General features: G+C 61.0%; 10 protein-coding genes and 1 pseudogene. 6 read left to right on the forward strand and 5 right to left on the reverse strand.

Translation table 11 applies throughout. The annotated features are described in order from the left end of the window. Positions 1 to 185: 185 nt before the first annotated feature. Entirely contained in the window at positions 186 to 1,457 is a 1,272-nt protein-coding gene (locus tag FZ934_RS18640) for an MgtC/SapB family protein (protein ID WP_153272282.1), read from the reverse strand. A gap of 208 nt (positions 1,458 to 1,665) precedes the next feature. Here FZ934_RS18640 and FZ934_RS18645 point away from each other — a divergent pair, with 208 nt between their 5' ends. Continuing rightward, positions 1,666 to 2,355, forward strand: coding sequence for an orotate phosphoribosyltransferase (locus FZ934_RS18645; RefSeq protein ID WP_153272283.1), 690 nt, complete (start codon positions 1,666 to 1,668; stop codon positions 2,353 to 2,355). Positions 2,356 to 2,446: 91 nt separating this feature from the next. Next, positions 2,447 to 3,373, forward strand: a complete 927-nt coding sequence (locus FZ934_RS18650) for a carbohydrate kinase family protein (protein ID WP_153272284.1) — start codon at positions 2,447 to 2,449, stop codon at positions 3,371 to 3,373. A 1-nt stretch (position 3,374) separates the two neighbouring features. Here the strand turns inward: FZ934_RS18650 and FZ934_RS18655 are convergent, their stop codons facing one another. From FZ934_RS18655 to FZ934_RS18665, 3 genes and pseudogenes are all read right to left on the reverse strand, one after another. Next, the gene (locus tag FZ934_RS18655; RefSeq protein WP_153272285.1) at positions 3,375 to 4,175 is read right to left on the reverse strand and encodes an alpha/beta fold hydrolase; all 801 of its coding nucleotides are present in this window, start codon (positions 4,173 to 4,175) and stop codon (positions 3,375 to 3,377) included. 124 nt (positions 4,176 to 4,299) lie between these two features. Beyond that, positions 4,300 to 5,928: a glucose-6-phosphate isomerase gene (gene pgi / locus FZ934_RS18660; protein WP_153272286.1), complete on the reverse strand. Its 1,629-nt coding sequence runs from the start codon at positions 5,926 to 5,928 to the stop codon at positions 4,300 to 4,302. Between the two features lie 185 nt (positions 5,929 to 6,113). Next, a pseudogene (locus FZ934_RS18665) lies at positions 6,114 to 7,060 on the reverse strand (LysR substrate-binding domain-containing protein). Positions 7,061 to 7,178: 118 nt separating this feature from the next. Between FZ934_RS18665 and FZ934_RS18670 the strand changes: the two are divergent. The 3 genes from FZ934_RS18670 to FZ934_RS18680 all read left to right on the forward strand — a co-directional run bounded on the left by FZ934_RS18670 (position 7,179) and on the right by FZ934_RS18680 (position 9,128). Then, positions 7,179 to 7,979 carry a DJ-1/PfpI family protein gene (locus FZ934_RS18670; protein WP_153272287.1) on the forward strand — a complete coding sequence of 267 codons (801 nt, stop codon included), beginning with the start codon at positions 7,179 to 7,181 and terminating at the stop codon, positions 7,977 to 7,979. A 71-nt stretch (positions 7,980 to 8,050) separates the two neighbouring features. After that, positions 8,051 to 8,347: a putative quinol monooxygenase gene (locus FZ934_RS18675; protein ID WP_153272288.1), complete on the forward strand. Its 297-nt coding sequence runs from the start codon at positions 8,051 to 8,053 to the stop codon at positions 8,345 to 8,347. A gap of 40 nt (positions 8,348 to 8,387) precedes the next feature. After that, on the forward strand, positions 8,388 to 9,128 hold the full coding sequence (locus FZ934_RS18680) for an SDR family oxidoreductase (RefSeq protein WP_153272289.1): 741 nt from the start codon (positions 8,388 to 8,390) through the stop codon (positions 9,126 to 9,128). An 81-nt stretch (positions 9,129 to 9,209) separates the two neighbouring features. Here the strand turns inward: FZ934_RS18680 and FZ934_RS18685 are convergent, their stop codons facing one another. Beyond that, the gene (locus FZ934_RS18685) at positions 9,210 to 10,910 is read right to left on the reverse strand and encodes a long-chain fatty acid--CoA ligase (protein WP_153272290.1); all 1,701 of its coding nucleotides are present in this window, start codon (positions 10,908 to 10,910) and stop codon (positions 9,210 to 9,212) included. Between the two features lie 248 nt (positions 10,911 to 11,158). Between FZ934_RS18685 and FZ934_RS18690 the strand changes: the two genes are divergently transcribed. Further along, positions 11,159 to 11,548, forward strand: a complete 390-nt coding sequence (locus tag FZ934_RS18690) for a PRC-barrel domain-containing protein (protein WP_153272291.1) — start codon at positions 11,159 to 11,161, stop codon at positions 11,546 to 11,548. The last annotated feature ends 69 nt before the right edge of the window (positions 11,549 to 11,617 follow it).

Here is an 11,617-nt window from a genome sequence, read left to right on the forward strand (position 1 = left end):
CTCGCGCCCGCCCACAGGGCTCAAGGCAGCAAGTACCCGGAAGCAAAGCAATTTTACGAAGTATCTGAAATTCAATAGGTATTGCACTTTAATGCATAGTGATATGCGCTTGTATCGCTAAAGTTTTCGCGGCAGACGGCGAACTCGCCTTTCCCGCGATTATCCGGCGCCGGTAATGATTCTCTTCAGGCATCAAGGAAGCCGCGCATGGTGAAATAGCCGATCGCCCCAAGGACGACGGCGACGGTCGACGCGACCCCAAGCGACACCGCATATTCCCGGCGTCCGGCGGTAAACGCGAGCGCGACCTTCGTGACCATGTTGACCGTCACGGCGATCAGGATGACATCGGCAGCCGTCCTCACCGCGATCGTAGAGCCGACGAGGCGAGCCGTCGAGAGTGTGATGGCGTCGACGTCGACCAAGCCTGAAATGGCGGCGACGATGAAGAGCGCCGATGGCCCGACATACTCGATCGCGACTTTCGACACGAGGCTGATCAGGCTGAGCAGCAGCGCAAAGGAAATTACGGTTTGCAGCTCGAACGGGTTCTTCAACCCGATCTCGGGTGCCTGCGTCACCGACTTGGAGTGCCAGACCGAAAGGAAACTGGTGGCCAGGAAGCCGATGATTGCCGGGATGAGGGCGGCAGCAAGCGGTGCAAACATGCTGAAAGACAGCGCGCTGGCAATGACGAGTACACGCGCGAAGGAAAGAGCGCCGGCAACCGCTGCGCCGGCAGCCAGTTGCTGCGCTCCCTGCGGCGCTTCGGTCGAGTAGCGGGCGAAGGAGAGCGTCAATGCGGTGGAAGAGACAAGCCCGCCCGCAGCACCGGCCAGCAAGATGCCGCGATTGGTGCCCATCAAGCGGATCGCGACATAGCCGGCGAAGGAAAGCGCCGCGATCGTGATCGTCAGCAGCCAGAGCGAATAGGGATTGAGCGCGCCCCAGGGGTCGAGTGGCTTGTCGGGCAAAAGCGGCAGCGCAATGACCGTCATCGCAAGCAGCATGAGAGCTGACCTGAGTTCCACCCAGGTCAGTCCCTCAAGGAAGCCATGCAGGCTCGTGCGCGCTGCAAGCACGACCGTTATCGCAACCGCGCTGGCGCCCGCCGTGACGAGGTCGCCGACGGCCGCAAGCACGCCCAGCGCGAACACGGCGAGCGCCGCAACGATCGAGGTGATGCCGTAGTCCTTGTCCTCGATCGCCTCTTGCCATTTGCCGGCGATGTAGACGAAGCCGAGGAGGGCCGCGATCGTCGCCGGCAGGAACGGACCCGTCAGCGGCTGCAAGGTACCGACGACGCCACCGAGAAAGCCCGTGAGGCCGAATGTACGAATGCCGGCGGTCCGCCCGCCGGCGCGCACCTCGCGTTCCGTCCAGCCGCGCTCGACGCCAACGAGCAGACCAATGGCAAGCGCAACGCCCAGACGGCGGAAGACTTCGATATGTTCCATGTCAGGTACGATATCGTCGCCGCGCCGCTAAGCAAGCGCAAACAACTGAAACCATTGGCGCATTCGGATCGCGTGTGCGCAAAAGACGACGACGACATGATCGCACGGCATTCGCAGGCGATGTTTCTGCGGCCGGAAGTGCTGCCTGTTCTGGAAAACCGGCGCGCTTGCTGCTATTGGCCCATAGATTTGACCAAAGGAGAGAGCGATGATCCAGACGACATTCACCGACCGTGCCGTGATGGCGGAACTCGTGGCGAAGATGCTCTGGGAGATCAAGGCGGTGCACTTCAATGCCGCACAGCCCTACAAGTTCGCCTCCGGCATGGCGAGCCCTGTCTATATCGACTGCCGCAAGCTGCTCTCTTTCCCCCGCGTCCGCTCGACGGTGATGGATTTTGCCGCGAGCGTCGTGTTGCGCGAAGCTGGTTTCGAGCATTTCGATTGCATCGCCGGCGGTGAGACCGCGGGCATCCCCTTTGCCGCTCTGCTCGCCGATCGGCTCAGCCTGCCGATGATCTATGTCCGCAAGCAGCCGAAGGGCCATGGCCGCAACGCGCAGATCGAAGGCAACATGCCTGAAGGTTCGCGCGTCCTCGTCATCGAGGACCTGACGACAGCCGGCGGCAGCATGTTCAAGTTCATCGATGCTGTCAGGGCCGCTGGCGGTGTGGTCGACCACGGTATCGCTCTGTTCTACTATGGCATTTTCGACGAAGGAGCGCTGCGCTTTGCTGATGGCAATGTGAAGCTCCACTATATCGCCACATGGCGCGATGTTCTGGCCGTCGCTAGGGCTCAGAAGCTGTTCGACGAGAAGACGCTCAGCGAAGTCGAAGCCTTCCTCGATGCGCCGCTCGCCTGGTCCGGACGCAATGGCGGCATTTCATCACTTTGAGTGAATAATTGCTCACGGCGCTTTGCTTTTGCCACGAAGTTATCTAATCCAATTGAGCATCGACAGATCGTAATGCCCTTGGGAGACGGACATGATTTTGTGCTGTGGAGAAGCGTTGATCGACATGCTGCCGCGGGAGACGACTCTCGGCGAGAAGGGGTTTGCCCCATACGCCGGCGGCGCGATCTTCAATACGGCGATTGCGCTCGGACGCCTCGGCATTCCGACAGCCTTCTTCACCGGCCTCGCCGACGACATGATGGGCGAAATCCTGCGCGATACGCTGAAGGCGAGTAACGTCGACTTCAGCCTCTGCGCCATCACCCCGCGCCCGTCGACGGTCGCCTTCGTCAAGCTGGTCAACGGCCAGGCAACCTATGCCTTCTACGATGAAGGCACCGCCGGCCGCATGATCACCACCGATGATCTGCCTGCGCTCGGCGACGATTGCGAGGCGCTGCATTTCGGTGCGATCAGCCTCATCCCCAGCCCTTGCGGCGAGACCTATGAAGCGCTTCTCGACCGCGAGTGCGACAAGCGGGTCATCTCGCTGGACCCGAACATCCGCCCCGGCTTCATCAAGGACAAGGCTGCCCACATGGCGCGCATCAAGCGCATGGCGTCCAAGTCCGATATCCTGAAGTTCTCCGACGAGGACCTGGAGTGGTTCGGCCTCGAGGGCAGCCATGACGATCTCGCTGCCTACTGGTTGAAGCAGGGCGCCAAGCTCGTCGTCATCACCAAGGGCGCCGAGGGCGCGTCGGGTTACACCAAGGAGCGCAAGGTCACCGTGCCGAGCGAGCGCGTCACCGTCGTCGATACCGTCGGCGCGGGCGACACTTTCGATGCCGGCGTGCTTGCCTCGCTGAAGATCGATAACCTGCTGACCAAGCAACAAGTGGCCTCGCTCAGCGAAAAGGCGCTGCAGAACGCGCTTTCGCTCGGCGCCAAGGCAGCCGCGGTCACGGTCTCGCGCGCAGGCGCCAACCCGCCTTGGGCAAAAGAAATCGGTCTCTGATCTATAGCCGATCGAGAAAGCCGAGCACTTCGCGGTTGAAGTGCTCCGGCCGCTGCAATGGTGCGAAATGGCTGACCTCCGGAAGCAGGATCAATTCTGCATCTGGGATGCTGCGCGCCAGATACTCGGCGTGCTCGCGCATGATGAACTCGTCGTTTTCCCCGAGCACGACGGCGACCGGCACCTTGATTTCGGCGAGGTCGGCGGCGGTATAGTTCGGCTCGCTCGCCATCATCTTCGATACGTCGGCCACGAAGCTATCGAAGGCGTCGGGCGTGGCGGATAGTGCCTGATAGTCCTTCCGATGGCGGCTGAAGCAACGATCGATCACCGGCGTCGGCTTGAATTCAAGCGTGCCGCTCGGATCCATGTTGCAGGCGAAGAAGAACACGCCGGAAACGCGCTCGGGGTGCTTGTCTGCAAGGATCAATGCCGTGCAGGCGCCGTCGCTCCAGCCGACGAGAGCGGCTTTATCGAGTTCCAGCCGATCCATCACCGCAAGCACATCTTCTGCCATCTGGGTGTAGTGATAGGGACGCTCGTCGCGTGTGCTGCGACCATGGCCGCGACTGTCGATGACGACAACCTGCCAGCCGGCGGCGGCGAGTGCCGGCACCTGATAGCCCCAGTTGCCGGCATTGCCGAGCCCGCCATGCAGCAGGATGACGGCCGGTCCGGAGCCGTAGCTCGCATACCAGATGCTGGCGCCTTCGTTCTCCACGAAGCCTTCACGTGTCGTCTCGGGCAAGGGCGCGGCGCCCTTCGTTTCGAATGCCACCAACTCGTCGTCCGTGTCGGCCATGCTTCTCTCCCCTTGGAACTCTGCAATGGAGACGAAGAGATGTCGCCGATTTCGACAGCTTCAAACAAAAAAGCTCGCCCACGTGAGATGGGCGAGCTCTTGATCAGTCATGTTGTGCGCGAGCTTACTTCTTCGCGAGCTTCGCCAGTGCGGCGACCAGGCCCTGCGTCGAGGAATCGTGGCCGGCAGCGCTTTCCTTGCCTTCCACGACAGGAAGGAGGCCTGTTGCCAGCTCCTTGCCGAGCTCGACGCCCCACTGGTCGAAGGAGTTGATGCGGAACAGCACGCCTTCGACGAAGACGCGGTGCTCATAGAGCGCAATCAGGCGGCCGAGTGCATAGGGCGTCAGCTTGTCGTAGACGAAGGTGATCGACGGGCGATTGCCGGTGAAGACGCGATGCGGGGCAATGAAGTCCGCCTTCTTATCGTCCATGCCCTTGTCGGTCAGCTGCTTCTTCGCCTCTTCGAAGGTGCGGCCCTTCATCAGCGCTTCGGACTGTGCAAGCACGTTCGATATCAGCAACTCGTGCTGATGGCGCAGTTCCGGCTCGAAGGCGTTGGCGGCAATCATGAACTCCGCCGGGATGACGCTCGTGCCCTGGTGGATCAGCTGGTAGAAGGCGTGCTGGCCGTTGGTGCCGGGCTCGCCCCAGACGACAGGCCCGGAGTTGCCCTCGACCGGCGTGCCGTCGATCGTGACGCCCTTGCCGTTCGATTCCATGTCGAGCTGCTGCAGGTAGGCCGGGAAGCGTGACAGGCGCTGGTCGTAGGGCAGGACCGCGCGGGTCGGATAGCCGAGCACATTGCGGTGGTAGAAGCCGATCAGGCCGAGCAGAATTGGCAGGTTCTTGCCAACAGGCGCCGTACGGAAGTGGTTGTCGATGGCATGGGCGCCTTCGAGGAACTTGATGAAATTATCGGGGCCGATCGCGATCATGATCGGCAGGCCGATCGCCGACCAGAGCGAATAGCGGCCGCCGACCCAATCCCAGAAGCCGAAGACCCGTTCACTCTCGATGCCGAAGGCCGCGACCTTGTCGAGGGCGGTCGAAACGGCAGCGAAGTGATGCTGGACAGCGGCCTCGCCGAGCGCTTCGGCGATGAACTTGCGCGCGGTCTGCGCGTTCGTCATCGTCTCGACGGTCGTGAAGGTCTTGGAGGCGACGATGAAGAGCGTCGTCTCGGGCTGAACCAGCTTGAGCGTATCGGCGATATGGGCGCCGTCGATGTTGGAAACGAAATGGGCGCGCGGGCCGTCATGGAAGGGCGCCAGCGCCAGCGTTGCCATCACAGGGCCGAGGTCGGAGCCACCAATGCCGATGTTGATGACGTCGGTGATCGCCTTGCCTGTCGCTCCCTTGAGGGCGCCCGAGCGAATGCCGTCGGCAAATTTGCCCATGGCCGCAAGCACGGCGTTGACATCGGGCATGACGTCCTTGCCGTCAACCAGCACCGGCGTATTGGAGCGGTTGCGCAGCGCCGTGTGCAGAACGGCGCGGTTTTCGGTGAAGTTGATCGCCTTGCCGGCGAACATCTCATCGCGCTTGGCTTCGACGCCGCCCGTTTCCGCGAGCTTGACCAGCAGAGCTAGGATCTCGTCGTTCACGGCCGTCTTGGAATAGTCCATCAGAAGGTCGTCGAGCGACACGCTGAAGTGGGAGAAGCGCTGCGGATCGGCGGCAAAGGCGGCGCGCAGGTCAGTCGCCTTGGTGGCGGCCGCAGTGCTCTTCAATTGTTCGACGATGGCATTCATGGGAGGCTCCTTTGCAGGGCGAGAGGGTCGCGGAAACTATTCGCTTTGTAGGGCGCAAATCAAGGTCGGCGACCGCCGCACTGGAAAAAAGCGTTATCATCAGGAAAATGCCGCCAGGGGCAGGGCGGGATCCGTCGTTTACGGCCGGCAACCCATCTTGCATCTTACTGGAACGCTGCCAGCCGTCACTCGCCGGTAATTTCCAGGTTTCGCTTCGATTTCGCCCCTTCCGTCGAGCCGATGTCTCTGGCGACCTCCGCGATCAGCGAGCGCAACCAACGATGTGCCGGGTCATGGCGATAGCGGACATGCCATGCAAGATCGACCGGAAAGGTTCCGAGATCGACCGGCGCGGGGAGAACCTTGAGCCTGTTGTCGTTGGCAAGGTGACGGCAGATCTGGTTCGGCAGTGTGGCGCAATAGTCGGTGACTGCAATCATCTCAGGCACGGCCAGGAAATGAGTGACCGAGACGGCGACGTCGCGCTTGAGGCCGCGCTGCTCGAGCGCCTGACCGAGGCCGACGCGCAACCGGCCGGGGGAAGCACATTCACATGCTTGAGCCGCTCGTATTGCTCCCGGGAGATATTGGCCCTGATATCTGGGTGGCCGGCTCGGACAACACAGCTCAGTCCCTCGTCCATGAGATGCTGCACGACCATATTGTCAGGCGGATCGACGATGCGGCCGAGTACCATCGCTGTCGTGCCTGAAATTGCGCCGGTCTCGACCAGATCATTGCCGAACGGCGTGAGCCGAAGCCGGATACCCGGCGCAACCTCGCGAAGCCTGGCGACGATCGCCGGCACAAGAACGAATTCGACGTAGCTGTTCGGAGCAATGGTGAACAGCCGTTCTGCGCTCGCCGGATCAAAATCCTGTTGACCGACGACGGCTTCATCGATCTTCGCCAATGCCGCCGCGATGACCGGCGCAAGCTCGTGGGCCATCTGCGTTGGCTGGATGCCATAGCGTTCGCGAACGAAGAGCGGATCGCGCAGCATATCGCGAAGCCGGTTCAGCGCGTTCGACAGTGCCGGCTGCGTGATCCCGAGCCGTTCGGCCGCGCGGGTTACATTGCGCTCTTCCATCAGCGTCACAAAAACGGGCAGCAGGTTCAGGTCGTATCGCATGCAGTTATAATGTCATGTGAATATCTGAAATCAATCAAATAAATTTCCGAAATATGTCGGTTGCGAGCATGATCAGCCCATCCAAAACGGATGCCAACCAAGTTCTACGGAGATGACAATGAGCAAGGGAAAAGTACTTCTGATCGGTTCCAATGCCACCCGCATCGAGGTCCAGGGCGGCGGTACCGGAGCGACTGGCCAGTATCTCAACGAGACCGTTGTACCGGCAATGGCGGTGATCGCTGCCGGCTACGAGGTCGTCCTGGTCACGCCTGATGGCACCAAGCCGCATATCGACGAAGCCTCCGACAGTGTTGATCACTTCGGTGGCGACAAGGCAGCCTATGATCGCGCCAAGGCGTTTTATGCCAACGATCCTTCGATGAACCGGCCGCGCACGCTTCGCTCGGTAATCGAGGAGGGACTGGATAATTATGCCGGTGTCTTCGTGCCCGGCGGCCAGGCTCCTGTCGTCGATCTGATGCAGGACCCCGACACAGGCATAGTCCTCCGCCACTTCCATGAGCGCGCGAAGCCGACGGCACTCCTCTGCCATGGTCCGATCGCCGTTGTCTCGGCCATGCCGCATGCTCGCGAATTTCGCGCCGCGCTGATCGCCGGCGACGCTGCCAAGGCGGCGGAGCGGGCGAAGGGTTGGCAATATGCCGGTTACAACATGACCGTTTTCTCCAACACGGAAGAGAAGGTCGTCGAGGACTACATTCTCCACGCGAAGCTCTATTTCAACATGGTCGATGCGCTGACGATTGCGGGTGGCGCGGTGAGCACGACCAACGTGGATTTCGAGCCGAACGTGATTGAGGACCGCGAACTGATCACCGGTCAGAACCCGCGTTCGGATCATCCGATCGCTGCGAAGTTCGTGGCGGCGCTCGATCGCGCGGCTGCTGCCGCCTGAACCTGTAAATCCTGGCTGGGATCTCGTTGTCAGACCCCAGCCAGACTCTAGTTACAAAAAAGGGGAATCCCATGCCTGCTCATGTGAAGATCATGGCGATCCTTGCCGCCCGGCCCGGCAAGGCTCATGAACTGAAAGCGCTTCTTTTCGGGATGGTAGCCCCCTGCCGGGCCGAGCCGGGAAACCTGCGTTGGGACGTCTGGCAGGATGCCACCGATCCCACCCGTTTTGCGCTCGACGAACTGTATACCGACCACGCGGCCGTCATCGCCCACCGCGAGACTGCGCATTTCAAGAATTACTTCGCGCGGATCAACGATCTCGCGGAGCGTACGGCCATCGTGCTCGAGCCCGCCCAGGTTGCCTGAAAGGCTCGCTTCCCAAGTTGTCAATCAAAGGAGATCGAATATGCGTGAAGGAATTCAGGGAAAGATTGTCCTAATCACCGGTGGCGGTACCGGCCTCGGTGCCGAAGCGGCACGCCATCTGGCGTCAAAGGGCGCGCAGGTCGCCGTGGCGGGGCGGCGGCGGGGAAAGCTTAACGAGGTCGTCGCCGAAATCGCCGCTGCGGGCGGCAAGGCACGGGCCTACCAACTCGATGTCACCGACAAGCGCCAGGTCAAGACTGTCGTCGACGCCGTGATTGCCGACTTCGGCCGGCTTGACGTGCTGATCAACAATGCCGGCCTGATGCCGATCCGGCCGATGGCCGAAGTCAATACCGAGGAGTGGGACGCGATGATCGACGTCAACATCAAGGGCACACTCTACGGCATTGCCGCCGCGTTGCCGGTTTTCCTTGCTCAGGAACATGGCCATATCATCAATCTGAGTTCGGTGGCCGGCATCAAGGTCTTTGCGCCCGGCGGAACTGTCTATTCCGGCACGAAGTTTGCTGTGCGGGCGATATCCGAAGGGTTGCGCCAGGAAGTCGGCGCCAAGGTGCGCGTGACCTCGATCGAGCCCGGCGCCGTCGACAGTGACCTCAAGTTCTCGACCTCGGGAACAGCGCAGGCAAATGTCATGGACTTCTACAAGATCGCCATTCCGGCCAGTTCGGTTGCCCGGGCGATCGCCTATGCCATCGAGCAACCCGACGACGTTGATATCAACGAAATCGTCCTGCGCCCGACCGTGCAGGAGTTCTGATCGTTCGGCACCGTCTGAACGAAACAATGGAAAAGCCACCCGCGGCAAGCGGGTGGCGTAATCATGCTGGCTTGATTGCGCTTAGCCGCGCAGATCCTTGCGCAGGATTTTTCCGACGGGTGTCTTCGGCAATTCCGTGCGGAATTCCACGAAACGGGGACGCTTGTAGTTGGTGAGGTTCGCGGCGCAGTGCGCCTTCACATCGGCCTCCGTCAGCGCCGGGTCCTTGCGTACCACGAAGAGCTTCACCGCCTCGCCGGAATGTCCGTCGGCGACCCCTACGGCTGCGGACTCGAGGATTCCGGGATGCATCGCTGCCACTTCCTCGATTTCGTTCGGATAGACGTTGAAACCGGAGACGAGGATCATGTCCTTCTTGCGATCCACGATCTTGGTGTAGCCGCGGGCATCCATGAAGCCCACGTCGCCGGTGCGGAAATAGCCATCCGCTGTCATCACGCGGGCGGTCTCTTCGGGCTTGTTCCAGTAACCGGCCATCACCTGCGGGCCGCGGATGCAGATCTCGCCGATATCGCCAAGCGGAAGCGAGTTGCCATCTTCGTCGCGAATGTCGAGCTCGGTAGACGGAATCGGCAGCCCGATCGAACCGGTGAACTCCGCTGAGTCAAAACGGTTCGCGGTAGCGACCGGCGAGGTTTCCGAGAGCCCATAGCCTTCGGTTATATGGGCGCCGGTGATCTTCATCCAGCGCTCGGCGACCGGGCGTTGCACCGCCATGCCGCCACCAAGCGACATCACCATGGACGAGAAGTCGACCTTGGCAAAATCGGCATTGTTCATCAGCGCGTTGAAGAGCGTGTTGAGGCCAGGGAAGATATGGACCTTCACCTTGCCGAATTCCTTGACCAGGGCCGGAATATCGCGCGGATTGGCGATGAGGATGTTGTGCGCACCAAGCGACATGCCCATCAGCGAATTCACCGTCAGTGCGAAGATATGATAGAGAGGCAGGGCGCAGAGGAAGTTCAGGACCTCCGGGCGCGGCTTGTTGTCGAAGGCCGATTGCAGCCACAGCTCGAGCTGCAGCTTGTTGGAGATGAGGTTGCGGTGCGTCAGCATTGCGCCCTTGGCGACCCCGGTCGTGCCGCCCGTATACTGCAGAAAAGCGATGTCGTCGCCCTTGAGGATTGCAGGTTTCAGCGATTTGCCGGCACCGGCGCCGAGCACTTGCTTGAAGGTCTTGTGCTGAGTAATGGACCAGGACGGGACAAGCTTCTTGACCTTGCGCACGAGCAGATTGACGATCAGCCCCTTGGCACCCAGCATTTCGCCGAGCGACGTGACGACGACATGGCGCACATCCGTCTTGACCAGCACCTGCTCGACCGTGCGGGCGAAATTCTCAAGCACGAAAATCGCCTTTGCGCCTGAATCGCGCAGCTGATGCTCCAGTTCGCGCGGTGTATAGAGCGGATTGACGTTCACGACCACGAAGCCGGCGCGCAGGATGCCGTAGACCGCGACCGGGTTCTGCAGCACGTTCGGCATCATCACCGCAACGCGGTCGCCCTTCTCAAGGCCGATGCTCTGCAGCCAAGCGGCGATCTTGCGGGTCTGGCTTTCGAGTTCGCCGTAGGTGAGCGACTTGCCCATGCTGGAGAACGCGACGCGATTGGCGTATCGCATACAGGATTTTTCGAGCAGTTCCGCCAGCGATTCGTATTGCAAAGGCGGAAGCTCAGCGGGCACGCTGTCGGGATAGGTAGCAAGCCAGGGCTTTCGGGGATTCGCACCGCCTGGATGGACGGAAATGCTGTTCATCGTGTCTCTCTCCCTGTCGCTGCCGGCCGGTCCCACCGGCAACGCGGTTGGACGATCCTCCATCTTCCAACGCGGCAGCTTATGTCATCGCCTGAATGGTTCAAGCTGGAATAGAGTTATACTGACCTTGACGTAAACGTCAATAATCGCCGAATGCCGGCGAGCGTAAGGAAATCGGGAACATCGAGTTCGACGAAGCGTTTTCAAAACTGTGGACCGACCACGAGGAAACAATAAGGAGTTGCACAATGCTGCATCAGGACGCTGACACTCGCCGCGACCCGAACGTCAAAGATACGCCGACGCTGATTGCCAGCGACCGCGTGGAAGGCACGCGCGTCTATGGCGCTGATGGCAAACATATCGGCTCAATTGAACGATTGATCCTCGGCAAGCAGGATGGCCGCGTAGCCTACGCCGTGCTCAGCTTCGGCGGTTTCATGGGCATCGGCCACGATCACTATCCGCTACCGTGGGAAAAGCTGACTTATGATACCCAACTCGACGGCTACCGCATCGACCTGACAAAGGAGCAGATCGAAGGCGCGCCGAGCTATGCGGATGATGACGACAGCTGGTACAACGACAATGGCCGCCGCGTTTATGATTACTATGGCGTGCCGCCCTACTGGATGTAACGTCGTCCGCACGCGTGCGATCAGTTGATCGCGCGCACATGCGCTGCGTCGCACCGCTCGGTTGGTGCG

Source organism: Rhizobium grahamii, assembly GCF_009498215.1.
GTDB lineage: Bacteria > Pseudomonadota > Alphaproteobacteria > Rhizobiales > Rhizobiaceae > Rhizobium > Rhizobium grahamii_A.

Excerpts from the sequence above, each read along its gene's own strand:
- FZ934_RS18650 (WP_153272284.1), top strand. The coding sequence starts at position 2,447 with ATGATTTTGTGCTGTGGAGAAGCGTTGATCGACATGCTGCCGCGGGAG.
- FZ934_RS18655 (WP_153272285.1), bottom strand. The coding sequence starts at position 4,175 with ATGGCCGACACGGACGACGAGTTGGTGGCATTCGAAACGAAGGGCGCC.
- FZ934_RS18680 (WP_153272289.1), top strand. The coding sequence starts at position 8,388 with ATGCGTGAAGGAATTCAGGGAAAGATTGTCCTAATCACCGGTGGCGGT.
- FZ934_RS18640 (WP_153272282.1), bottom strand. The coding sequence starts at position 1,457 with ATGGAACATATCGAAGTCTTCCGCCGTCTGGGCGTTGCGCTTGCCATT.
- FZ934_RS18690 (WP_153272291.1), top strand. The coding sequence starts at position 11,159 with ATGCTGCATCAGGACGCTGACACTCGCCGCGACCCGAACGTCAAAGAT.
- FZ934_RS18685 (WP_153272290.1), bottom strand. The coding sequence starts at position 10,910 with ATGAACAGCATTTCCGTCCATCCAGGCGGTGCGAATCCCCGAAAGCCC.
- pgi (WP_153272286.1), bottom strand. The coding sequence starts at position 5,928 with ATGAATGCCATCGTCGAACAATTGAAGAGCACTGCGGCCGCCACCAAG.
- FZ934_RS18675 (WP_153272288.1), top strand. The coding sequence starts at position 8,051 with ATGCCTGCTCATGTGAAGATCATGGCGATCCTTGCCGCCCGGCCCGGC.
- FZ934_RS18670 (WP_153272287.1), top strand. The coding sequence starts at position 7,179 with ATGAGCAAGGGAAAAGTACTTCTGATCGGTTCCAATGCCACCCGCATC.
- FZ934_RS18645 (WP_153272283.1), top strand. The coding sequence starts at position 1,666 with ATGATCCAGACGACATTCACCGACCGTGCCGTGATGGCGGAACTCGTG.